This window comes from Amycolatopsis thermophila (assembly GCF_030814215.1).
Lineage (GTDB): Bacteria > Actinomycetota > Actinomycetes > Mycobacteriales > Pseudonocardiaceae > Amycolatopsis_E > Amycolatopsis_E thermophila.
The window spans coordinates 4885424-4909148 of sequence record NZ_JAUSUT010000001.1; the positions used below are offsets into that span (position 1 = coordinate 4885424).

The 23725-nt window shown below is 72.2% G+C and carries 20 protein-coding genes; 11 read left to right on the plus strand and 9 right to left on the minus strand.

From position 1 onward, the window contains the following. The first annotated feature begins 42 nt into the window (after positions 1 to 42). Together FB470_RS23980 and FB470_RS23985 are read left to right on the plus strand one after the other, a co-directional pair. A complete protein-coding gene (locus FB470_RS23980; protein ID WP_306995021.1) occupies positions 43 to 843 on the plus strand; it encodes a hypothetical protein in 801 nt (266 codons plus the stop codon). Positions 844 to 853: 10 nt separating this feature from the next. Beyond that, positions 854 to 5296 (plus strand): coiled-coil domain-containing protein, encoded by a 4443-nt coding sequence (locus FB470_RS23985; RefSeq protein WP_306995023.1) that lies wholly within the window; start codon positions 854 to 856, stop codon positions 5294 to 5296. Positions 5297 to 5321: 25 nt separating this feature from the next. On the opposite strand, the gene FB470_RS23990 is transcribed toward FB470_RS23985, so the two are convergent. Further along, on the minus strand, positions 5322 to 5807 hold the full coding sequence (locus FB470_RS23990) for a YybH family protein (RefSeq protein WP_306995025.1): 486 nt from the start codon (positions 5805 to 5807) through the stop codon (positions 5322 to 5324). A 42-nt stretch (positions 5808 to 5849) separates the two neighbouring features. Between FB470_RS23990 and FB470_RS23995 the strand changes: the two genes are divergently transcribed. Continuing rightward, entirely contained in the window at positions 5850 to 6197 is a 348-nt protein-coding gene (locus FB470_RS23995) for an ArsR/SmtB family transcription factor (protein WP_306995027.1), read from the plus strand. Here FB470_RS23995 and FB470_RS24000 read toward each other — a convergent pair. Further along, complete coding sequence (locus FB470_RS24000; RefSeq protein WP_306995028.1) at positions 6178 to 6822, minus strand: LysE family translocator; 645 nt, start codon at positions 6820 to 6822, stop codon at positions 6178 to 6180. The genes FB470_RS23995 and FB470_RS24000 overlap by 20 nt on opposite strands. A 75-nt stretch (positions 6823 to 6897) precedes the next feature. Here FB470_RS24000 and FB470_RS24005 point away from each other — a divergent pair, with 75 nt between their 5' ends. The 7 genes from FB470_RS24005 (at position 6898) to FB470_RS24035 (ending at position 12458) form a co-directional block, all read left to right on the plus strand. Continuing rightward, the gene (locus FB470_RS24005; RefSeq protein ID WP_306995030.1) at positions 6898 to 7401 is read left to right on the plus strand and encodes a DUF6069 family protein; all 504 of its coding nucleotides are present in this window, start codon (positions 6898 to 6900) and stop codon (positions 7399 to 7401) included. 31 nt (positions 7402 to 7432) lie between these two features. After that, positions 7433 to 8599: a winged helix DNA-binding domain-containing protein gene (locus FB470_RS24010; protein WP_306995032.1), complete on the plus strand. Its 1167-nt coding sequence runs from the start codon at positions 7433 to 7435 to the stop codon at positions 8597 to 8599. A gap of 147 nt (positions 8600 to 8746) precedes the next feature. Further along, positions 8747 to 9751, plus strand: a complete 1005-nt coding sequence (gap, locus tag FB470_RS24015) for a type I glyceraldehyde-3-phosphate dehydrogenase (RefSeq protein ID WP_306995034.1) — start codon at positions 8747 to 8749, stop codon at positions 9749 to 9751. Between the two features lie 4 nt (positions 9752 to 9755). Continuing rightward, entirely contained in the window at positions 9756 to 10964 is a 1209-nt protein-coding gene (locus FB470_RS24020) for a phosphoglycerate kinase (RefSeq protein WP_306995036.1), read from the plus strand. Beyond that, a complete protein-coding gene (gene tpiA, locus FB470_RS24025) occupies positions 10964 to 11749 on the plus strand; it encodes a triose-phosphate isomerase (RefSeq protein WP_306995038.1) in 786 nt (261 codons plus the stop codon). The genes FB470_RS24020 and tpiA overlap by 1 nt, the downstream gene beginning before the upstream one ends. A 74-nt stretch (positions 11750 to 11823) precedes the next feature. Next, positions 11824 to 12054, plus strand: a complete 231-nt coding sequence (secG, locus tag FB470_RS24030; RefSeq protein ID WP_306995040.1) for a preprotein translocase subunit SecG — start codon at positions 11824 to 11826, stop codon at positions 12052 to 12054. A 62-nt stretch (positions 12055 to 12116) separates the two neighbouring features. Next, positions 12117 to 12458 carry an RNA polymerase-binding protein RbpA gene (locus FB470_RS24035; protein WP_306995042.1) on the plus strand — a complete coding sequence of 114 codons (342 nt, stop codon included), beginning with the start codon at positions 12117 to 12119 and terminating at the stop codon, positions 12456 to 12458. Between the two features lie 401 nt (positions 12459 to 12859). On the opposite strand, the gene FB470_RS24040 is transcribed toward FB470_RS24035, so the two are convergent. The 7 genes from FB470_RS24040 to tkt all read right to left on the minus strand — a co-directional run bounded on the left by FB470_RS24040 (position 12860) and on the right by tkt (position 22385). Next, entirely contained in the window at positions 12860 to 14050 is a 1191-nt protein-coding gene (locus tag FB470_RS24040) for a sensor histidine kinase (RefSeq protein ID WP_306995045.1), read from the minus strand. 186 nt (positions 14051 to 14236) lie between these two features. Beyond that, positions 14237 to 15016 carry a 6-phosphogluconolactonase gene (pgl, locus tag FB470_RS24045; RefSeq protein ID WP_306995046.1) on the minus strand — a complete coding sequence of 260 codons (780 nt, stop codon included), beginning with the start codon at positions 15014 to 15016 and terminating at the stop codon, positions 14237 to 14239. Next, entirely contained in the window at positions 15016 to 16002 is a 987-nt protein-coding gene (gene opcA, locus FB470_RS24050; RefSeq protein WP_306995048.1) for a glucose-6-phosphate dehydrogenase assembly protein OpcA, read from the minus strand. The genes pgl and opcA overlap by 1 nt, the downstream gene beginning before the upstream one ends. Then, positions 15999 to 17528, minus strand: coding sequence for a glucose-6-phosphate dehydrogenase (gene zwf / locus FB470_RS24055; protein ID WP_306995049.1), 1530 nt, complete (start codon positions 17526 to 17528; stop codon positions 15999 to 16001). The genes opcA and zwf overlap by 4 nt, the downstream gene beginning before the upstream one ends. After that, positions 17525 to 19144, minus strand: coding sequence for a glucose-6-phosphate isomerase (locus FB470_RS24060; protein WP_306995051.1), 1620 nt, complete (start codon positions 19142 to 19144; stop codon positions 17525 to 17527). The genes zwf and FB470_RS24060 overlap by 4 nt, the downstream gene beginning before the upstream one ends. Positions 19145 to 19148: 4 nt before the next feature. After that, positions 19149 to 20258, minus strand: a complete 1110-nt coding sequence (gene tal / locus FB470_RS24065) for a transaldolase (RefSeq protein ID WP_306995054.1) — start codon at positions 20256 to 20258, stop codon at positions 19149 to 19151. A gap of 21 nt (positions 20259 to 20279) precedes the next feature. Continuing rightward, positions 20280 to 22385: a transketolase gene (tkt, locus tag FB470_RS24070; RefSeq protein WP_306995055.1), complete on the minus strand. Its 2106-nt coding sequence runs from the start codon at positions 22383 to 22385 to the stop codon at positions 20280 to 20282. 298 nt (positions 22386 to 22683) lie between these two features. Here tkt and FB470_RS24075 point away from each other — a divergent pair, with 298 nt between their 5' ends. Next, positions 22684 to 23661, plus strand: a complete 978-nt coding sequence (locus FB470_RS24075; RefSeq protein ID WP_306995057.1) for a heme o synthase — start codon at positions 22684 to 22686, stop codon at positions 23659 to 23661. Positions 23662 to 23725 lie beyond the last annotated feature (64 nt).

Sequence of the window (23725 nt, forward strand, 5' to 3'; positions counted from 1 at the left end):
CGACGCGCTGCCGCGGCTTGCCGCGTCCGTTGAGGGGGCGGCATGACGCGTCCGGTCACCACCGGCGACGCCGAGAGCGCGGCACGGCTGATCTCGTTCGGCATGCGGCCCAAGCACCTGCCCTCGCGGGACGTCGTCTACGCGGACCTGGTGCGCCGCTACGGCGAGGACAGCGCGTTCAAGCAGCTGACCAACTCCGTCGCCGCGGGCCTGGGCCTGATGGTGCTCGACGTCAGCCACCAGGCCGGCGCGGTGCTGGCCGCCACCGACGAGTCGGTGTTCGAGGTCAAGATGGACGGCTACGCGCGGCAGAGCAAGATCCGCGAGCGCCGCGACACCGAGAAGGTGCTGCACGGCCTGGTGCACCTCGCGACCGCCGCGCTGGGCTACCCGCGCCCGGACGACCTGGCCAACGACACCTACATCGGCCGGGTGAGCGTCGATCAGGTGGACGGCGTGGTGCGGGAGGCGTGCCGCATCCTCGACGAGCGCGCCGCCAAGGCCGAGGCGAACAACGACCCGCTGTCCGACTCGCCGGAGCTGGAACAGGCCTGGCGCGCCTACGCCCGCCGTCCCGAGGCGGCGGCGACCAAGGACGGCCGCCTGGCCTCGGACACCACGCGGGGCATGGTGTCGCGCGCGTTGCGGTTCCTGGCCGATCAGGGGTTCCTGGTGCAGGTGAGCGGCGAGCAGGGCGGCACCTACCGGACCACGCCGCGCTACCAGGTGCAGGTGCGGGAACTGGCCGCGGACAGCGCGTTCGAGGAGCTGCTCGCGCTCGGCGTGGTCGCCGTCGGCGACGGCGGCGGCACGCTGCGCCCGTCCATTTCGGACACTCTGTAGGGGGAGACTGGTGTACGAGTTGTCCCGGGTGCGCCTGCACTCGGTCGGACCGGCGGGCGCGCGGTACCAGAACGTGGTGCTCGACTTCAGCGGCGTCGGCCCGCTGGTCAAGGCGCCCGCGCAGGACGCGCTCTTCACCGCGGGCATCCACACCGCCGACGGGAGCCTGCCGCGGCGGCCCTCGCCGGCGAGCGTGCTGTTCCTGGAGAACGGTGGCGGCAAGTCGGTGCTGATCAAGCTGATCTTCTCGGTCATGCTGCCCGGCCGGCGCCAGGTGGTCGGCACCACGAGCACCCGCGTCCTGGAGAAGTTCGTCGCCGCCAAGGACGTCGCGCACGTCGTGCTGGAGTGGCAGCACACCGAGACCGGGCAGCGGGTCATCACCGGGAAGGTGTCGGAATGGCGCGGGCACGTGGTGTCCAACGACCCGGCGAACCTGGTCGACTCGTGGTACTGCTTCCGGCCCACCGCGTCGCTGGGCCTGGAGTCGCTGCCGTTCACCGACGACGGCCGCCTGCTGACCATGTCCGGGTTCGCCGAGCAGCTGGAGCGGGCGCACAAGGCCGAGCCCGAGCTGGAGCTGTTCACCACCCGCCGCCACCACGAGTGGACCGAGCGGCTGGACGCCCTGGGCCTGGACACCGAGCTGTTCCGCTACCAGCGCGCGATGAACGCCGGCGAGGGTGAGGCGGCCGACGCGTTCGCCTTCACCTCGGACGAGGCGTTCGTCGAGTTCCTGCTGCGCGCGGTGATCCACGAGGACGATCCGCGGGACCTGGCGGAGGTCGTGCAGACCTACGCGCACAACCTCGGCCAGCGCGGCGAGCTGATGAGCGAGCGCGACTTCGTGGCCGGTGCGCTGGAGCTGCTGACGCCGCTCACCGAGGAGGAGTCGCTGGCCGCGGCGTCCCGCAAGCTGGCCGCGGCCGCCCGCGAGGAAGCCCGTGCCCTGGCCGGGTCGGTCCTCGCGCGGCACGACCTGGAGGCCGACCGGCTCGACGGGATCAAGTCCTATGTGGACGAGACGCGGGACGCGGAGAAACTGGCCGAGGGCGACCACCGGCGCCGCACCGCGGTGGTGACCGAGCTGCGCCGCCTGGTCGGCGAGCTGCGGCTGGCGGACGCGACCGCCGAGAAGAAGCGCCTGGACGAGGAGCTGCGGGAAGCCCGCGCGGCCGCGGCGGCGTGGCGGGAGACCGGCACCGTGCTGGCGCACGTCAACGCCGCGCAGAAGGCGGCCGGCATCCGCAAGCTGGTCGGCGATCGCGAGCAGAGCGCGAAACCCGCGCTGGAGGCCAAGAACGCGGCGGCCACCGCACTGGCGCGCGGGCTGCTGGCCCTGGCGCGGGAGGCCGAGGCGCAGGCGCGCGCCGCCGAGTCCCGCGCCGAGACCGCCCGGTCCGCCGCTGCGGCGGCGCAGGACCAGCGGGACGAGGCCACCGCCACCGCGGCCGGGCAGCGCGCGGAGCTCGGGCAGCTGACGCGCCGCATCGACGAGGTGCGCAGCCAGGTGCAGCAGGCCGTCCGCGAAGGGCTGCTCACCGACGGCACGCAGGTCGCCGCCGCGGCCCAGGAAGCGCGCACCCGCGGCGAGAACGCGGTCACCGAGCTGGCCGCGCGGGAGAGCGAGCTGGAGGCCGTGGCCGAGGACCACGCCCAGGCGCAGGCCGCCCTGCACACCGCGCAGCAGCGGGCCGCGACGGCGCGCTCCCGGTCCGAGCACGCGGCCGGGGAACTGGCCAAGGCGCACCGCCGATCGGACAGCCTCGCCGCGCACCCCCGGCTGCTGGAGCTGCTCGGCGGTGACTCGGTCCAGCTGGAGACCGACACGCCGGCCCTGCTGACGCGGCTGCGCGAGGCGCGGGCCGCCGCCGAGCGTGAGCAGACCGCGCTGCGCATGGAGGAGTCGGTCGACGAGCGCGCGCTGGCCGCGCTCGGCAACGGCGGCCTGCTGCCCGCGCTGCCCGAGGTCCAGTCCGCTTTGGACGTACTGGAAGCGGCCGGGATCACGGCGCGATCAGGGTGGCGCTACCTGTCCACGATGGACGCCGCCGGACGCGAGCGGGTGCTGCGGGACCTGCCGCACCTGCTCGGCGGGGTGCTGATCAACGACCCCGCGCAGCTGGACCGCGCGCGGCAGGCCCTCGCCACCGCGAAGCTGCTGCCCAGCGTGGTGCTGCCGGTCGGCACCACCGAGGCCGTGCGCGCCGAGGGCACCGCGCCGGGCGTGGAGTTCCTGGTCCCGCCGAACCCGGCGATGTACGACGAGGACGCCGCCGACACCGAGCGCCAGGCGATCGCGGCCCGGCACGCCCGGCGGCAGAAGCAGCTCGAGGCGCTGGCTTCGGCCATCAACGACGACGCCGCACTGGAGTGGAAGCTCACCACGTGGCGCGAGGACTACCCGGCCGGGGCGCTGGCCACGCTCGCCGAGGAGGCCGAGGCCGCGGCCACCGAGCTGTCCGAGGCCGAGGCCGCGGCCACCGCGCAGGAGCGGGCCGTGGCGGATCTGGCCGCGCGGCGGGCCCGGTTGCGCGAGACGATTCCGGCCCTGCGAGCCGAAGCCCGCGCCGGCGAGGAACGGGCCCGCAAACTCGGCGAGCTGGCGCAGCGCGTCGCGCTGATTCCCCAGTGGACCGAGTCCGCCGAGCGCGCGCAGGAGGCCGTCGCCCGCGCCGAGGCCGAGGCCGAGCAGGCGGCGACCCGTGCGGCGCGGCTGCGCGAGGAGGCGGCCGAGGAGCAGCGCACCGCCGACGGCCACCGCCGCACGGTGACGCACGCCAGGGCCGAGCTCGCCGAGGTGCCGGGCGGGGGATCGGTGTCCGAGGACGAACCGGTGCCCGCCGAACCGGTCGACGCGCTGCGCCGCACCTTCGCCGCGGCGAGCGACGCCTACGCCCGCGTCGAGGTCGGCAGCGACCTGCGGGCCGAGCTGGACCAGGCGGAGAGCGCGGAGTCGGCGGCGCGCGCGGCGCTGGAGGCACTCGACCCGGACGTGCGGGAGCGCGCGGCGCGCCTGCTGGAGACCCCGGACGGCTCGGACGCGGCGACGCGCGCCGCGGCACTGGCGCGGGCGGGACGCACGGTGTCGGCGCTGGAGGCCGAGCACACCGAGGCGATCGGTCTCGTCGCGACGTGCAAGGCCGAGCTGGACCAGCTGCCGAGGCAGAACGCGTCGCCGGAGGTCCGGCCGCGCGACGTCGAGCACGGCCGCGAGCTGATCGAGGAAGCGGCGGAGGAGGCGTCCGCGGCCGCCCGGGCCCTGGAGGAAGCCCAGGCGCGGCGGGCCGAGGCCGAACGCACGCTGGAGTCGGCGACCGCGTCCGCGGCCGGGTTCAAGATGCTCGCCGAGTCGCTGGCGCACCTGGCGCCCGAGGGCGAACCGGAGACGGTGTTCGACGGCGACATCGACGCCGCGCAAGCCCGCTACCGCAAGCTGAACACGACGCTGACCGACGCCGAGGCCGCGGTGGACAGCGCCGAGAAGCGGGTCCGCGCGGCGGCGGACGCCCTGGCCCAGTACGCGACCGACAAGCGGTTCGAGAAGCTGAGCAGCCCGGTGCGGCAGCAGATCGTGTCGGTGCGCCGGGACAGCCTGCCCGCGCACGCGCGGGAGTGGACGGCCGCGCTCAAGCCGCGGCTGCGCACGCTGACCGACGACCTGGCGCAGATCGACCGGCACCGGTCGGGGATCGTCGCGCGGTTGCAGGGCATGGTCGAGGGTGCGCTGCGGATGCTGCGGTCGGCGCAGCGGCTGTCCCGCCTGCCGGAGGGGCTGGGTGGCTGGTCGGGGCAGGAGTTCCTGCGCATCCGGTTCGGCGATCCGGAGGAGCCGCAGCTGTCCGAGGCGCTGGGACAGGTCGTGGACGAGGCGGCGGCCGGCAGGACCAGCGACGGTCGCGACGTGAAGCGGGACGGGATGTCGCTGGTGCTGCGCGGCGTGCGGGCGGCGGTGCCCAAGGGGTTCCGGGTGGACATCCTCAAACCGGACTCGGTGCTGCGGACCGAGCGGCAGCGGGTGTCGGAGATCCGGGACGTGTTCTCCGGCGGGCAGCAGCTCACCGCGGCGATCATCCTGTACTGCACCCTGGCGGCGCTGCGGGCGAACAACCGCGGCATGGTGCGCAACCGGCACTCCGGGGTCTTGTTCCTGGACAACCCGATCGGCCGCGCGTCCGCCGGGTACCTGCTGGAGTTGCAGCGGGTGGTCGCGGAGGCGCTCGGCGTGCAACTGATCTACACGACGGGCCTCTTCGACGCCGGCGCGCTGTCGGAGTTCCCGTTGATCGTCCGCCTGCGCAACGACGCGGACCTGCGCGCCGGCCGCAAGTACCTCTCGGTCGACGCCACGATCCGCAACCACCTGGATGACCTGGGCGAACCGGACGGCACGGCGCGCATCTCGGCCACCCGGCTGTTCACCAAGCCCGGCGAGCAGGCGGAGAGCGCCTGACGCCGGTCCCGGTTCCCCAGGCGGGTCAGCCGCGGACGGCCGCCTGGTACGCGGCCAGCTCGCCGGGGTCGTCGATGCTGCCGTGGTGGTGGAACTGCGCCCACCGGCCGTTCTCGTAGCGGAAGTACCGGCTGGTGCGGATCCGCAGCGGCACCTCACGGCCGTCGACCACGTACGAGCCGGTCTCCCGCCCGGCGAACAACGCGTGGCCCTCGCCGGCGTACTCCACGATGTCGCCGAACGTCACCGTCACCCTTGCCGGCCCGTGGAAGACCTTGTCGTACAGCGCGGTGATCTCCGGGCCGCCACGCAGGATGCCGCCCAGGGGGTTGTTGAGCTGGGCCAGCGCGTCGCCGGTCCAGACCTGCGCGAACACGTCCAGATCGCGCTGGTTGAAGGCGAAGTAGAAGGTTTCCAGCGCGGCCAGCGCGCCTTCGGCGCCGGGTGTGGCGGCCGCGTCCAGCCGGTTGCGCGAGTCCGGGCCGAAGGTGCTCTCGAGGCGTCGGGTCATGTCCGCTCCTGCCGTCTAGAATGTTCGATGGAGGTCGACCAGATGAGTGTACGACAATCATCGAACAGTGCGCGAGCGCGCGGGCTGACCCACGTCCACCCCAGGGACGTCTCGCTGCAGGACGCGCTCACCGCCGTCGCGGATCCGGTGCGCCGCGCGATCCTGCGCGAGCTGGCGGAACTGCCGGACTGGACCAAGGCGTGCGGCACCTTCGACCTGCCGGTCACCAAGGCCACGCGCAGCCACCACTTCGCCGTGCTGCGCGCGGCCGGCCTGATCGAGCAGCGCGACGAGGGGCCGCGCCGCCTCAACCGGCTGCGCCGCCCGGAGTTCGACGACGCCTTCCCCGGCCTGCTGGACCTGGTGCTGGCTAATCCTTCCGGCCGTTGAGCGCGAGGCCCGCGCCGAGGCCGATCATCACCAGCCCGCCGGTGCCGCCGATCAGTTCGAGCCGCCTCGGCGAGCGGGCGAACCAGGCGCGCGCGGTGCCGGCGACCAGCGCCCACGCGCTGTCGGAGAACACCGCGATCGCCGGCAGCGCGATGCCCAGCAGCATGATCTGCACCGGCACGCTCCCGGCCGCGTCGTCGACGAACTGCGGCAGCACCGCGGCCAGGAACACGATCGACTTCGGGTTGGCGAAGCCGACCACGAACCCGTCCCGCAGCACGGTGAGCGTGCGCCCGCGGGTGGCCGGCACCGCGCTCGCCAGCGCCTCGGACAGCTTGCGGCGGTGCCGGACGGCCTGGACACCCAGGTAGACCAGGTACGCGGCGCCGGCCAGCTTGATCACCGTGAACACCGTCGCCGACGTGCGCACGATCGCGCCCATCCCGAACGCCACCGCCACGACCTGCGCGTACACCCCCGCCGCGTTGCCGAGCACCGTGATCAGCGCGTCCCGCCGCCCGACGGTCAGCGCGCGGCTCACGGTGAACAGCACGCTCGGACCGGGGACGACCACCATCACGAACACCAGGGCGGCGAAGGCCGCGAAGTGGCTGGGCGACACCATCACCCGAGCGTATCGCTGCCGCCGGCCGGGTGACGAACGGTTTAACCGCAGGTCGAACGGGTTACCGTGAGAGGGATGAGTGGATACCCGCCCACCGAGACCACCGAGCCCGACTACCGCCGGTTGTGGGCCGGCGGGGTGGCGACGGCCGTCGTCGCCGCGCTGGTGGTCGTGGTCGGGTTGCTGATCGCGCGCGGCCTGTTCGGGGCCGAGGTCCTGGCGCCGAAGGGCAACGGCATCTGGGGCAACGCCAACACCGTCACCTACGCGCTGTGCGCCGCCGCCGCGGCGCTGCTGGCCACCGGCCTGATGCACCTGCTCAGCCTGGCCACGCCCGCCCCCGGCCAGTTCTTCGGCTGGATCATGGTGCTGATCACCGCGATCGCGATCGTGCTGCCGTTGACGCTGTCGGTGCGGCTGGAGGCCAAGATCGCCACGGCGCTGATCAACCTCGCCATCGGCGCGATGATCACCATGCTCATCAACACCATGGCGGGCGCGGCCCGGCGCCGCCGCCGCGGCCGCGACGCCACGCAGCCCACCGCCAGGTGGGACAACGGGCCGCCGTACTACTCCTGAAACCGTCGGTGCCCGGTGGTACAACCGCCGGGTGAGCAGGAAACTGGGGAACGACCAGCGCCGCGCCCGGATGGTCGCGCGGCACCACCTCGCCGGGCAGGCGGACGGCCCCGAACAGGTCGCCGCGAGCCTCGTCGCGCTGCACGCCACCGATCCGGCCACCGTCCACCTCGCGGTGCTCGCCCGTTCCGCCGCGGGCACCGACGACGTCGAGCGCGCCCTCTATGACGACCGGTCCCTGGTGCGGATGCTCGGCATGCGCCGGACCATGTTCGTCGTGCCCGCGGCGCTCGTGCCGGTCGTCCAGGCGGCCTGCGCCGACGACATCGCGCGACGGCAGCGCAAGCTCCTGCTCCAGCACCTGGGCACCGCCGGCCTCGAGGGCGACCTCGATGCCTGGCTCGCCGAGGTCGAGGAGGGCGCCTACGCCGCCCTCCGGGCCGGCGAACCCGCCTTCGCCCAGCAGATCGCCGACGGCGAACCGCGCCTGCGCACCGAGATCGTCATGGCGGAGGGCAAGCCGTACGAGGCGCGCGGCTACATCACCAACCGCGTGCTGTTCCTGCTCGCCGCGCAGGGGCGCATCGTGCGCGGCCGCCCCCGCGGCACCTGGCTGTCCACCCAGTACGCCTGGTCCACCGCCGAAACGTGGCTGCCCGGGCTCGAACCGCTCGACGCCGACACCGCCCGGGCCGAGCTGGCCAGGCGCTGGCTGTCCGCCTTCGGGCCGGCCCCGGTGGCCGACCTCAAGTGGTGGACCGGCTGGACCGCCGGCCAGGTGAAGAAGGCGCTCGCCGCGATCGGCCCGGCCGAGGTCGACCTGGACGGCGGCCCGGGCATCGCGCTGCCCGGCGACGACGAGCCGGTCCCCGAGCCGGAGCCGGCCGCCGCGCTGCTCCCGGCGCTCGACCCGACGCCGATGGGGTGGCAGGAGCGCGGCTGGTTCCTGGGCGAGCACCAGCCGCTGCTGTTCGACCGGACCGGCAACATCGGCCCGACCGTGTGGTGGGCGGGCCGCGTGGTCGGCGGGTGGGCGCAGCGCCCCGGCGGGGAGATCGCGATCCGTCTGCTCGAGGACATCGGCGCGGACGCCACCGCCGCGGTGGAGGCGGCCGCGGACCGGTTGCACGGCCGCCTCGGCGGGCTGACCGTCATACCGAAATTCCGGACGTCCGTCGAGCGAGATCTGTCATCTTGATCGTCCTCTTGATCGATTCCCCACGGTGGTGCACATCTCGTTAGGGTGTGCGAGTACACGCAGGCCAGCCCGGCTAGGGTTGGCCCTGAGCCCGAAGATGTGCCCGGTTCCCGCGGGAGCCGGGACGAACCCGAGGAGAGAGCAGCAGTGACGGTTCGCGTAGGTGTGAACGGCTTCGGTCGGATCGGCCGCAACTTCTTCCGCGCCGTGCAGGCCGCGGGTCACGACATCGAGGTGGTCGCGTTCAACGACCTCGGCGACGTCGCCACCATGGCGCAGCTGCTCAAGTACGACAGCGTCCTGGGCCGCTACCCCGAGGAGGTGACCGTCGGCGACGACGGCATCGTCGTGGGCGGCAAGACCATCAAGGCCCTCGCCGAGCGCGACCCGGCCAACCTGCCGTGGGGTGACCTGGGCGTGGACGTCGTGGTCGAGTCGACCGGCTTCTTCACCAACGCCGACGCCGCCAAGGCCCACATCGCCGGTGGCGCCAAGAAGGTCATCATCTCGGCCCCGGCCAAGGGCGAGGACCTGACCGTCGTGCTGGGCGTCAACGACCACCTCTACGACGGCTCGCAGACGATCATCTCCAACGCGTCCTGCACCACCAACTGCCTCGGCCCGCTCGCCAAGGTCCTGCACGAGGCCTTCGGCATCGAAAAGGGCCTGATGACCACCATCCACGCCTACACGCAGGACCAGAACCTGCAGGACGGCCCGCACAAGGACCCGCGCCGCGCCCGCGCCGCCGCGCTGAACGTCGTGCCGACCTCCACCGGCGCCGCCAAGGCCATCGGCCTGGTCCTGCCGGAGCTCAACGGCAAGCTGGACGGCTACTCGCTGCGCGTGCCGGTGCCCACCGGCTCGATCACCGACCTCACCGTCGACCTGGCCAAGAAGGCCTCGGTCGAGGAGATCAACGCCGCCTACCGGGCCGCCGCCGAGGGCCCGCTGGCCGGCATCCTGCGCTACAGCGAGGACCCGATCGTCTCCAGCGACATCGTCAACGACCCCGCCTCGTGCATCTTCGACGCGCCGCTGACCAAGGTGATCGACAACCAGGTCAAGGTGTTCGGCTGGTACGACAACGAGTGGGGCTACTCCAACCGGCTCGCGGACCTGGTCAAGCTCGTCGGCTCGAAGCTCTCCTGAGGCCATGGCAGTCAAGACTCTCGAAGACCTGCTGGCCGAGGGTGTCTCCGGGCGGCGCGTTCTGGTCCGGTCGGACCTGAACGTGCCGCTCGACGGCTCGGTCATCACCGATGACGGCCGGGTGCGGGCCGCGCTGCCGACCATCAAGCGCCTGGCCGACGCCGGCGCGAAGGTGGTCGTCGCGGCCCACCTCGGCCGCCCCAAGGGCACGCCCGAGGCCAAGTACTCGCTGCGGCCGGTCGCCGACCGGCTCGGCGAGCTGCTCGGCACGCCGGTCCGCCTGGCCGGCGACGTCGTCGGCGAGCAGGCCCGCGCGGTCGTCGCCGACCTGGCCGACGGTGCCGTCGCCCTGCTGGAGAACGTGCGGTTCGACCCGCGCGAGACGAGCAAGGTCGCCGACGAGCGGGCCGGGCTGGCCCGCGACCTCGCCGCACTGACCGGCGAGGGCGGCGCCTTCGTGTCGGACGGCTTCGGCGTGGTGCACCGCAAGCAGGCCTCGGTCTACGACGTGGCCCGCGTGCTGCCCGCCTACGCGGGCGGCCTGGTGCTCGCCGAGCTGGACGTGCTGAGCAGGCTGACCGGCGACCCGCAGCGGCCGTACGTGGTCGTGCTCGGCGGGTCGAAGGTGTCGGACAAGCTGGCGGTGATCGAGGCGCTGCTGCCGAAGGTCGACCGCCTGCTCATCGGCGGCGGCATGGCCTTCACGTTCCTGGCCGCGCAGGGCCACGGCGTCGGTGCCTCCCTGCTCGAGCAGGACTACGTGGAGACCGCGCGCAAGCTGCTGGCCGAGCACGCCGACAAGATCGTCGTGCCGACCGACGTCGTGGTGGCGGACTCCTTCGCCGCCGACGCGGCCACCGACACCGTCGCGGCCGAGGCGATCCCGGCCGGCTGGATGGGCCTGGACATCGGCCCGCGCACCACCGAGCACTTCGCGGCCGAGGTCGCCGCGGCGAAGACGGTGTTCTGGAACGGCCCGGCCGGCGTGTTCGAGATGGCCCCGTTCGCGGCCGGCACCAAGGGCGTCGCGCAGGCGATCGCCGATTCCGGCGCGTTCAGCGTGGTCGGCGGCGGCGACTCGGCGGCCGCGGTGCGCGTGCTGGGTCTGCCGGAGGAGAAGTTCTCGCACATCTCGACCGGTGGCGGCGCCTCCCTGGAGTACCTCGAGGGCAAGGAGCTGCCGGGCGTCGCGGTGCTGGAAGGTGGTGCCTGATGGCGCGCAAACCGTTGATCGCCGGCAACTGGAAGATGAACCTCAACCACCTCGAGGCCATCGCCCTGGTGCAGAAGATCGCCTTCTCGCTGCCGGAGAAGTACTACGCCAAGGTCGACGTCGCGGTGCTCCCGCCGTTCACCGACATCCGCAGCGTCCAGACCCTGGTCGACGGGGACAAGCTGCTGCTGACCTACGGCGCGCAGGACCTCTCGCCGCACGACTCCGGTGCCTACACCGGTGACGTGTCGGGGCCGATGCTCGCCAAGCTCGGGTGCTCCTACGTCACCGTCGGGCACTCCGAGCGGCGCGAATACCACCACGAGGACGACGAGCTGGTCAGCAAGAAGGTCCGCGCGGCGCTCAAGCACGGCATCAAGCCGATCCTCTGCGTGGGCGAGAAGCTCGAGGTGCGCGAGGCCGGCAACCACGTGGACCACTGCTTCGACCAGCTGATCGCGGGGCTGAAGGGCCTCAAGGCCGAGCAGGTCAAGGACGTCGTCGTGGCGTACGAGCCGGTGTGGGCCATCGGCACCGGCAAGGTCGCGACCGCGACCGACGCCGAGGAGGTCGGCAAGGCGCTGCGCGCGGCGCTGGCCGACAAGTACGGCGCCGAGGTCGCCGACGAGGTGCGGGTGCTCTACGGCGGGTCGGTCAAGTCGGGCAACATCGCCGAGCTCGTCGCGTGCGACAACATCGACGGCGCGCTGGTCGGCGGGGCGAGCCTGCAGGCCGACGAGTTCACCAAGCTCTGTGCGCTGGCTGCCGGTGGGCCGCTGCCGTAAGCGGGGGGTCGGCGGGTAGTCTGGCAACCTCAGACCGTCACACGATCAGGCAACCCCGAAGACCAGAGGATGAGATGAAGCTTTTCCTGCAGATCCTGCTGATCGCCTCCAGCCTGCTGCTGGTGATCGCCGTGCTGCTGCACCGTGGGCGCGGCGGCGGGTTGTCCTCGCTGTTCGGGGGTGGGATGCAGTCGAGCCTGTCCGGGTCGAGCGTGGCCGAGAAGAACCTCGACCGCATCACCCTGCTGCTCGGCGCCATCTGGCTGATCAGCATCGTGGGCCTGGGCCTGCTGCTGAAGGTGTGACGGACACTGAACGCACGGGCGTGCCTATGGGGGGTGCGCCGCCTGGAACACTGTGAGGATTCATGGTTGGCGGTAACGCAATCAGAGGCACCAGGGTCGGTGCCGGTCCGTCCGGCGAGTCGGAGCGCGGCGAGGCCGCTCCCCGCCGCCGGGTGTCGTACTGGTGTGCCAACGGGCACGAGTCCAAGCCGTCGTTCGCCGTGGACGCGGAGATCCCGGAGGAGTGGGACTGCCCCCGCTGCGGCCTCCCCGCCGGGCAGGACGAGAAGAACCCGCCGGCCGCACCACGGACCGAGCCGTACAAGACCCACCTGGCGTACGTGAAGGAACGACGCAGCGACGCCGACGGCGAGGCCATCCTCGCGGAGGCGCTCGAGCGCCTGCGTCAGCGTCGTCAGATCTGAGGAAGCGCTTTCCCGGAAAACCCGCTCCACCGGTGCGACCCGGTGGGGCGGGTTTTCGGCATGTCCGGGACCCGAACGCGCAGACGAGCCAGGGCGTGTCTGACAAACGTTTCGGCTGGTTGTTGGGACGCGGCTGGTCGTGTCGCGGTTTGGGCGCATCTGCACGCCACCAACATCACCCCCACAGGGGCTGGCTCGAACTACGCGGACCTTCGGAGCGAGCCGCCTGACCATGCGATCGGCCGTTCCCGGCCAGGCTGGGGACGCACCGATGTTCCCGCACCTCATGCGGCATCTGCACCTCGGTCGCCGCGGACGCGGCCGAGCCCGGACCCGGCCTGACCGGGTCCGCGGCGTCAAGGACCACTCATCACCTGGACCAAGGCATCGTCAGACACGCCCTAAACGGCCAAGGGGTAGCGGGCGCGGACCCGGAACCCGCCGTCCTCGGTCGGGCACGTCTCGAGGCTGCCGCCCAGCAGGCGGGCCCGTTCGGCGAGCCCGGTGAGCCCGTAGCCGCCCGAGGGCAGCTCCGTCGCCTCGTGGCGCGGGCGCTCGTTGCGCACCTCGACACTCAACGCGTCGCCCTCGCCGCGCACGTGCACCGTCGCGCTCGCCCCGGGGGCGTGCTTGCGGACGTTCGTCAGCGCCTCCTGCACCGTCCGGTACGCCGCCGCCGACACCTTCGGCGGCACGCGGTCGGGCACCTCGTCGATGCTCAGCCGGACCGGGACCGCGCAGTTGTGCACCAGGCGGCCGAGTTCGTCCAGCCCGGGTTGCGGGCCCTCGTCCCCGGTGCCGGAGCGCAGCACGCCCACCAGCGACCGCAACTCCTCCAGCGTGCGCGTGGACAGCTGCCGGATCACCTCGGCGGTCTGCCGCGCCGCGGGCGACTCCTGCGCGGTGAGCACCCCGGCCTGCATCGCGATCAGCGTGATGTCGTGCGACACCACGTCGTGCATCTCCCGGGCCAGGCGGGCCCGTTCCTCGGCGCGCACGGCGTCCGCGGTGAGCTTGCGTTCCCGGTCGCGGCTCGCGGCCAGCTCGCCCAGCTTCTGCGACAGCTGCGCGCGGGCGCCGATCAAGAGCCCGATCGCGATCGGCATGCCGGCCACCAGCACGCCGTAGATGCCGTCCAGGACGTGTTCGCGCCAGCTCAGCTGGGCGAAGTCGCTCAGCGGCCACTGGATGAACCGGCACGCCCACACCAGTCCCGCGCCCACCCACACCTGCCAGTGGGTCTGCTTGCGGGTGGCGAGCATGCCGAGCGCGATCATCGCGGCCAGCTGCGACCAGCCGGTGAGGAACCCGGGCACGGTCAGCAGGACCACGCCGAACGGCAGCCGCCGGCGCCCCGCCAGTGCGAGGCAGGCGAGCCCGGACAGGTAGATCGAGTACGGCGGCGCCTTCTCGGGGATGACGAGCCAGACGTCGAGCACGGCGATGAGGATGGCGGTCGCGTCGACGGCCAGCGGTGCCCACACCGCGCGGCGGGTCGAAGCCGCCCGGCGCGAGCCGCGGCGCGCCCGGTCGGCGGCCCCCGCGCCTGGGCCGCCGACCGAAATCCCGATGGAGAGTCCCTCGGTGCTCATGGTTTGGACCTCACTCGTCTTGTGGACTGACTATGAGAGTCCGCGGCCATCGGATCGGGACGCGGGTCGCCGCAACAATGTGCGGATGCTAACGGTGATGCGGGGGAGTGCGGTGAATTCCCGTCCGCCGGGGGAACACGCGAAAAGGCCCGCCGGGACGAGCCGGCGGGCCCTTTCACGGTCACCTCAGGCCGTGGGCGGCAGGTACACCTTCGACAGCTTGCCCGCCGCCGTCCGGTCGAGCAGCCACAGCGTGCGCCGGCGTCCGCGGGCGCCGGCCACCGGCACCTGCACCTCGCCGGCGCCGGACAGGGCCAGCGCCACCGCGTCGGCCTTGGCCTCGCCCGTGGTCATCAACCACACGTCGTGCGACTGACGGATCGCGGGCAGCGTCAGCGACACACGCGTCGGCGGGGGCTTCGGGCAGTTGCGCACCGCCACCACCGACCGCTCGGTCTCGTACACCGCGGGCGACTCCGGGAACACCGAAGCCGTGTGCCCCTCGCCGCCGAGACCCAGCAGGCAGATGTCGAACGACGGCACGTCGCCGTGGTCCTCGGGCCGCGCGTTGTCCGCCAGCACCCGCGCGTAGGCCGCCGCGGCCGCGTCCACGTCGTCGCCGAACTCGCCGTCCGACGCGGCCATCGCGTGCACCCGCTTCGGGTCGACGGGCACGTGGTCCAGCAGCGCCTCGCGGGCCTGCTTCTCGTTGCGCTCGTCGTCGTCCGCGGGCACGAACCGCTCGTCGCCCCAGTAGAGGTCCAGCCGCGACCAGTCGACCGCGTCACGGGCGGGGGAGCGGCGCAGCTGCTCCAGCACGGCGATCCCGGTGCCGCCGCCGGTCAGCACCAGCGACGCCGACCCCTTCGCGGTCTGCAGGTCCACCAGGCGGGTCACCAGCCGGGCCGCCGCGGCGGCCGCGAGCAGCTCGCCGTTGGCGTAGACGACGACCTCGGTGCCCGACATCAGGCGCTCGCCTTCGCCGACTTGGCCGGCTTCTTCGCGGCCGCCTTCTTCTTCGCCGCACCCGCCGACCCGGCGGCCAGCTTGTCCAGGCCCTGCAGCGCCGCCTCGAAGACCTCGTCCGGGTCGAGCCGGCGCAGCTCCTCGATCAGGCAGTCCTTGGTGTTGCGCCGGTGCAGCGCGATGCGGCGCGTCGGCTGGCCCGGCTGCATGAGCGTGCCCACCTTGCCGTCCGGCCGGTGCAGCGCGATCACCCCGGAGCGGCGCTCCAGCTCGACCGACACGATGCCCTGGGCGGTGGTCGTCTTGACCCGGCGCACCGGCACCTTCAGGTACTCGGCCAGCCAGCCGGCCAGCAGCTCGGTGGAGGGCGAGTCCGCCTCACCGGTCACCGTGGCCGCGGTGATCTTCTCGTACGGCGGCAGGTCCAGCGCGGCGACCAGCTGGGCGCGCCAGTTGGTCAGCCGCGTCCACGCCAGGTCGGTGTCACCCGGCACGTACGACTTCCGCCGCGCGGCCAGTGCCCTTATCGGGTTGCGCTCCGCCGCGGAGTCGGTGATGCGGCGCTGCGCCAGGTCCCCGATCGGGTCCTGCGCCGGCACCTTCGGGCCGGCACTGGGCCACCACGCCACGATGGGCGCGTCGGGCAGCAGCAGCGGGATCACCGCGCTCTGCCCCTGCGAGGCCAGCGGGCCGTACAGGCGCAGGATGATGACCTCGCTCGCGCCGGCGTCACCGCCGACGCGGATCTGCGCGTCGATCCGCGCCGCCGCGGTGCGCGACCCGCGGGCCAGCACGATCACCCGGCACGGGTGCTCGCGGCTGGCCTCGTTCGCGGCGTCGATGTGCGCCTCGAGGTGCTCGCCGTCGTCGTCGACGATCACCAGCGTCAGCACCCGGCCCAGCGCGACGGCCCCGCCGCGCTCGCGCAGCTCGACCATCTTGCGGTTGACCTGGGAGGTCGTGGTCGAAGGCAGGTCGATGATCACGGGCGCCTCCAGTTGCGGCCGCTGCGCTGCAGGACCTCGTCGGCCGAGTCGGGGCCCCAGGTGCCCGGGGCGTAGGGCTCCGGCGCGCCGTTCTTGGCCCAGAACTCCAGGATCGGGTCGAGGATCTCCCAGGACAGCTCGACCTCTTCGTTGACCGGGAACAGCGACGGCTCCCCGAGCAGCACGTCGAGGATCAGCCGTTCGTAGGCCTCCGGCGAGGACTCGGTGAACGCGTGCCCGTAGCCGAAGTCCATCGTGACGTCGCGGACCTCCATCGTGGTGCCCGGCACCTTCGACCCGAACCGCAGGGTCACGCCCTCGTCCGGCTGCACCCGGATCACCAGTGCGTTCTGCCCCAGCTCCTCGGTCGAGGTGTAGTCGAAGGGCAGGTGCGGCGCCCGCTTGAACACGATGGCGATCTCGGTGACGCGCCGGCCCAGCCGCTTGCCGGTGCGCAGGTAGAACGGCACCCCGGCCCAGCGCCGGTTCTGCACCTCCAGCGACACCGCGGCGTAGGTCTCGGTGGTCGAGTCCTTGGCGAACCCGGCCTCCTGAAGCAGGCCCGGCACCTTCTTGCCGCCCTGCCAGCCGCCGGTGTACTGGCCGCGCGCCGTCGTCTCGGCGAACGGCTGCATCGGCTTGATGGCCCGCAGCACCTTGATCTTCTCGGCCCGCAGCGCGCGCGGCTCGAACGACAGCGGCTCCTCCATCGCGGTGAACGCGAGCAGCTGGAGGAGGTGGTTCTGGATCACGTCCCGCGCCGCGCCGATGCCGTCGTAGTACCCGGCGCGGCCGCCCAGCCCGATGTCCTCGGCCATCGTGATCTGGACGTGGTCGACGTAGTTGGCGTTCCAGATCGGCTCGAACAGCTGGTTGGCGAAGCGCAGCGCGAGGATGTTCTGGACGGTCTCCTTGCCGAGGTAGTGGTCGATGCGGAACACCGACTCCTCGGGGAAGACGTCGTTGACGATCGCGTTGAGCTCCCTGGCGCTGGCCAGGTCGTGCCCGAACGGCTTCTCGATGACCACGCGCCGCCACGACTCGTCGTCGGACTGCGCGAGCCCGGACCGCGCCAGCTGCTTGGTCACCACCGGGAACGCGCCCGGCGGGATCGACAGGTAGAACGCGGTGTTGCCGCCGGTGCCGCGCTCGGTGTCCAGCTCGCGCACGGTCTGCGCGAGCCGGTCGAACGCGTCGTCGTCGTCGAACGTGCCCTGCACGAAGCGGATGCCCTCGGCGAGCCGGTTCCACACCGACTCGCGGAACGGGGTACGGGCGTGCTCGGCGACCGCGTCGTGCACGAGCTGCCCGAAGTCCTCGTTCTCCCAGTCCCGCCGGGCGAAACCGACCAGGGAGAACCCGGCCGGCAGCAGCCCGCGGTTGGCCAGGTCGTAGATCGCCGGCATCAGCTTCTTGCGGGACAGGTCACCCGTGACGCCGAAGATCACCAGGCTGGAGGGCCCGGCGATCCGCGGCAGACGTTTGTCCCGGGGGTCCCGCAGCGGATTCGTCCAGCTGGGACTCACTCGCCGACCTCCTGTACGGCGCGCATCAGTTCGGCCAGGCCCGCGGCCCGGTCGGTCAGGTGCAGCCGCAGCACCGGGCGGCCGCGCTCGGTGAGCACCTGGCCGTCGCCCAGTGCCTGCGCGTGCTGCAGCTGGCCCAGGGTGTAGGGCCGGTCCGGCACGTCCAGATCGGACTCCGCCGCACCGGTGATCTGCAGGAAGATGCCGTTCTGGTGACCGCCCTTGTGGTACTGGCCCGTCGAGTGCAGGAACCGCGGCCCCCACCCGAAGGTGGTCTGCAGCCCGGTGCGCTTGGCCAGTTCGGGGCGCAGCAGCGCGGCCGAGGCGTCGTCGAGCCGGTCCAGGTAGGCCTGCACCGCGAGGTAGCCGCCCTCGGGTGCGCTCGCGAGGAACTCCCGCAGCACGTCGGTCAGCGAGCCGTTCCCGCTCACCCCGGCGGGGGCGAAGATCTCCACCGCGTCGTCGGTCGCGGTCGGCGTCTCGCCGCCGGTCAGCTTCGACGGGTCGTCCAGCAGCGAGCGCGCGGCCTTCTTCGCGGCCTCGACGTCCGGCTGGTCGAACGGGTTGATCTTCAGCAGCCGTCCCGCGATCGCGGTGGCGAACTCCCAGAGCAGGAACTGCGCGCCCAGGGAACCGGTGGTGGCGACCTTGGCGGCGCCGGTGACCGGGCCGACGGCGACCGGGGTCGCGTCGGACCCGGCGTCGGCGAACCCGGGCGCGGCCGGGCCGTCCACGGCGACCGGCAGCAGGCCGGTGCCGTTCTTGCCGGTCGACTCCGCGATCAGCTGCTCGGCCCAGTCGGCGAACCCGGTGATGCCCGAACCGGTGTCGGCCAGCACCACCTTCTCCGCGCCGTCGGCGTGCGCCGCGCCCCAGGCGGCGGCGAGCTTGATCGCGGGGTTGTCCGCGTCGTCGGAACCCAGCACCTGCGCGGCGGCCGCGGCCTGGTCGAGCAGCCGGGCGATGTCCGCCCCGGCCAGCCCGGCCGGCACCAGCCCGAACGCGGTGAGCGCCGAGTAGCGCCCGCCCACGTGCGGGTCGGCGAGGAACACCTTGCGGTACCCCTCCTTCTCGGCCAGCTCCGCCAGCGGCGAGCCCGGGTCGGTGACCACGACGATGCGGCTCGCGGCGTCGATCCCGTTGTCGGCGAACGCCTTCGCGAAGATCCGGCGGTGGCTGTCGGTCTCCACCGTGCCGCCGGACTTCGAGGACACCACCAGCACCGTGCGCCGCAGGTCACCGGCGAGCGCGTCGGCGACCTGGCCCGGGTCGGTGGTGTCCAGCACGGTCAGCGCCACGTGCTCGGTCGCCGCGATGACCTCCGGCGCGAGCGAGGAGCCGCCCATGCCGGCGAGGACGATCCGGTCAACACCCTCGCCGCGCAACTCCTCGCGCAGTGCCTCGATCTCGCCGATCAGCGGACGCGACGACTTGTGCAGCGTGGTCCAGGACAGCCGGATCGCCGCCTCGGACTCGGCGTCCGGACCCCACAGGGTGGAGTCCTGCGCCGCGACCTTGGACGCGACGCGGTCGGCGACGAGCTCGCCGACCAGCGGAGCCGCCTTCGCGGCCAGCTCCTCGTCGCTGATCGTGACGGTCAGCTCTTCCCCCACCACGGCGTCAGTCCTTCGCCTTCTCGAGCTGGCCGGCGACGGTGTCGAGCAGTTCGGTCCAGGACTTGTCGAACTTCTCGACGCCCTCGTTCTCCAGGGTCAGGAACACGTCGGTGATGTCGATGCCGGCGGCGGCCAGCTTGTCGAACACCTCCTGCGCCTGCGCGCCGGTGCCGGTGACCTTGTCGCCTTCGATGTTGGCGTGGTCGGCGACGGCGTCGAGCGTCTTCTCCGGCATGGTGTTGACCGTGTCGGCGACGACGAGCTCGTCGACGTAGCGGGTGTCGGAGTAGGACGGGTCCTTCACGCCGGTGGAGGCCCACAGCGGGCGCTGCGGCCGGGCGCCGGCGGCGGCCAGGGCCTGCCAGCGGTCGGTGGCGAACAGCTCCTCGTAGGCGGCGTAGGCCAGCCGGGCGTTGGCGATGGCGGCCTGGCCGCGCAGCGCCTTGGCCTCGTCGGTGCCGATCTTGTCCAGCCGCTTGTCGACCTCGGTGTCCACCCGGGACACGAAGAACGAGGCGACCGACTCGATCGAGGCGAGGTCGTGGCCGTTGGCCTTGGCCTGCTCCAGGCCGGCGAAGAAGGCGTCGATCACCGCGCGGTAGCGCTCGACGGAGAAGATCAGCGTGACGTTGACGCTGATGCCCTCGGCCAGGGTCTTGGTGATCGCCGGCAGGCCCTCCTCGGTGGCCGGGATCTTGACCAGGATGTTGGGCCGGTCGACGGTCTTCCACAGGTCCTGCGCCTCGGCCACCGTCTTGTCGGTGTCGCGCGCCAGGCTCGGGTCGACCTCGATCGACACGCGCCCGTCCACCCCGCCGGTGCGGGTGTAGATGTCGCGGAACACGTCCGCGGCGTTGCGCACGTCGGTGGTGGTCAGCTCGCGGACGACGGCGTGGACGTCCGCGCCGCGCGCGGCGAGCTCGCGCACCTGGGCGTCGTAGGCCTCGCCCTTGGACAGGGCGTTGGCGAAGATCGTCGGGTTGGTGGTGACCCCGACCACGTGCTTGTCGCGGATGAGCCCGGCCAGGTTGCCGGAGTTCAGGCGTTCACGGGACAGGTCGTCGAGCCAGATGGACACGCCGGCCTGCGACAGCTGAGCAAGGTTGTCGCTCATGACTTCATCCCCTTTTCGATGTCAGGAGTTCTTGGTCTTGGCGAGCGAGCGGCGCGCGGCGTCGACCACGGCGTCGGCGGTGAACCCGAACTCGCGGAACAGGGTCTGGTAGTCGGCCGAGGCCCCGAAGTGCTCGATCGAGACGATCTCACCGGCGTCACCGACCCAGCGGTACCACGGCTGCGCGATGCCGGCCTCGACCGACACGCGGGCCTTCACCCCGCTGGGCAGGACCGACTCGCGGTAGGCCTCGTCCTGCGCCTCGAACCACTCGACGCACGGCACCGACACGACCCGGGTGGGCACGCCGTCGGCCTCGAGCGCCTTGCGCGCCTCGACCGCCAGCTGCACCTCCGACCCGGTGCCCATCAGCACGACCTCGGGCGTCCCGGAGGAGGCCTCGGCGAGCACGTAGGCACCCTTGGCGACCTTGTCCGCCGAGGTGCCCTCGAGCACCGGGACGTTCTGGCGGGTCAGCGCCAGGCCCGACGGGTGGCGCTTGTCCTCCAGCGCGGCCTTCCAGGCGCCGGCGGTCTCATTGGCGTCCGCGGGGCGGACGACGTTGAGGCCGGGGATGGCGCGCAGCGCGGCCAGGTGCTCGATCGGCTGGTGCGTCGGGCCGTCCTCGCCGAGGCCGATCGAGTCGTGCGTCCACACGTAGATGACCGGCGCGTGCATCAGCGCGGCCAGCCGCACCGGCGGGCGCATGTAGTCGCTGAAGACCAGGAAGGTGGCGCCGTAGGGCCGGGTGCCGCCGTGCAGCGCGATGCCGTTGAGGATCGAGCCCATCGCGTGCTCGCGGACACCGAAGTGCAGCGTGCGGCCGTAGGGATTGGCCTGCCACATGCCGGTGGAGGCCTTCTCCGGCCCGAACGAGTCGGCACCCTTCATCGTGGTGTTGTTGCTCTCGGCCAGGTCGGCCGAGCCGCCCCACAGCTCCGGCAGCACGTCGGCCAGGGCGTTGAGGACCTCACCGGAGGCCTTGCGGGTCGCGATGCCCTTGGCGTCGGGCTCCCAGCTCGGCAGCTTCTCGGCCCAGCCCTCCGGCAGGTCACGGGTGGACAGCCGGTCGGCGAGCTTCTTGCGCTCCGGGTTGGCCGCGGCCCACGCGTCGTAGCGCTCCTGCCAGGCGGCGCGTTCCCGCTTGCCGCGGTCGATCGCCTTGCGGGTGTGGGACAACACCTCGTCCTCGACCTGGAAGCTGCGCTCCGGATCGAAGCCCAGGATCTCCTTGACCGCGGCGACCTCGTCGGCGCCCAGCGCGGCGCCGTGCGCCTTGCCGGTGTTCATCTTCTTCGGCGCCGGATAGCCGATCACGGTGCGCAGCAGGATGAACGACGGGCGGGTGGTCTCCGCCTTGGCGGCCGCGATGGCCTCCTCGATGGCGACGACGTCCTCACCGCCCTCGACGACCTGGACGTGCCAGCCGTAGGCCTCGTACCGCTTCGCGGTGTCCTCGGACAGGGCGATGTTGGTGTCGTCCTCGATCGAGATCTTGTTGTCGTCGTAGATGACGACGAGGTTGCCCAGCTCCTGGCGGCCGGCGATGGAGGAGGCCTCCGAGGTCACACCCTCCTCGATGTCGCCGTCGGAGGCGATCACGAAGATGTGGTGGTCGAAGACGCTCTCGCCGGGCGCGGCGTCGGGGTCGAGCAGGCCGCGCTCGCGACGGGCCGCCATCGCCATGCCGACCGCGTTGGCCAGGCCCTGGCCCAGCGGGCCGGTGGTGGTCTCCACGCCCTTGGTGTGCTGGTACTCCGGGTGGCCCGGGGTCTTCGAGCCCCACTTGCGCAGCTGCTTGAGGTCCTCCAGCTCCAGGCCGTAGCCGGCGAGGAACAGCTGGATGTAGAGGGTCAGGCTGGAGTGCCCGGCGGACAGCACGAACCGGTCGCGCGCCGGCCACTCCGGGTCGCTCGGGTCGTGGCGCATGATCCGCTGGAAGAGCGAGTACGCCACGGGCGCCAGGCTCATCGCGGTGCCCGGGTGACCGCTGCCGCAGTTCTCGACCGCGTCGGCGGCGAGCACCCGGACGGTGTCCACCGCACGGGTGTCGAGGTCGGTCCAGTCGGCGGGCAGGTTCCGCCGCAGCAGTGGGTTGTTCTCGCTGATGGAGGCGATATCGGACACTGAACTCGAACTCCCCGTCGTTACTCGGTTTCTTCTTCTGTCGGTGGGGGTCTCGCGCGCGCAGGCTCCACTCATCTCAATCGATCCCGAAGAGACGATATTCCTGCTAGCGGGCGTGCGCACGACCACAAGCGCAACCCCGGGCGCCAGCCTAATGGGTCGGGTACCCGGCGCCTCCGGCACCGACACCCCCGCGGGTCGAGACCCCGGAGTGCGCGGGCCGCGGACCCGGTGATTACGATCGGTCGTGGTGCCGAGCTGTCTTGGTGCCACCCGAAATCTGACTCAGGGAGCGGAATTGTCGTTGGTGAACGCTGCGCACGGGCGCAGTGACAGCACCAGCGCTGTCGACCCCGGTGGTGAGCGCCCGCGCGGTCTGGCGCGCGCCCGCCGGATCGTCGGCGCCTACGTCGCCCTGACCAAGCCTCAGGTCATCGAACTGCTGCTGGTCACCACCATCCCGGCGATGTTCCTCGCCGCGCGCACGATCCCGTCGCCGTGGCTGATCCTGGCGACGCTGGTCGGCGGCACGATGGCGGCCGGCAGTGCGAACGCGCTGAACTGCGTGATCGACGCCGACATCGACAAGGTGATGAACCGGACCAAGCGCCGCCCGCTGGTCCGGGACTCGGTGCCCCGCCGCAACGCGCTGGTGTTCGCGCTGGCGCTGGGGCTCGGCTCGTTCGCGATGCTGTACTTCACGGTGAACCTGCTGGCCGCGGTGCTGGCGATCGCCACGATCCTGTTCTACATCTTCGTCTACACGCTGGTGCTCAAGCGGCGCACGGCGCAGAACGTGGTGTGGGGCGGTGCCGCCGGCTGCATGCCGGTGGTGATCGGCTGGGCGGCCGTCACCGGCACGGTCCAGTGGCCCGCGTTCGTGATGTTCGCCGTCATCTTCTTCTGGACGCCCCCGCACACCTGGGCGCTGGCGATGAAGTACCGCGACGACTACGAGCGCGCCGGCGTGCCGATGCTGCCGGTGGTCGCCACGGCCGAGCACGTGGCCCGGCAGATCCTGATCTACTCGTGGGTCATGGTCGGCTGGACGCTGCTCCTGCTGCCCGCGACGAGCTGGCTGTACGCGTCGTTCGCGGTGCTGGCCGGCTCGTGGTTCCTCTTCTACGCGCATCGCCTGTACGCGGGCGTCAAGCGTGGCGTGGAGACCAAGCCGATGGCCCTGTTCCACCGGTCGAACACCTACCTGATGATCCTGTTCTGCGCGCTCGCGGTCGACTCCGCGATCGGTCTGCCCACACTCGGCCTGCCCTTCTAGACGGCCCCCGGGAATTTCCCGGCCGCGACCTTCGTTGGTCACAGGCCGACCAATCACCCGAAAG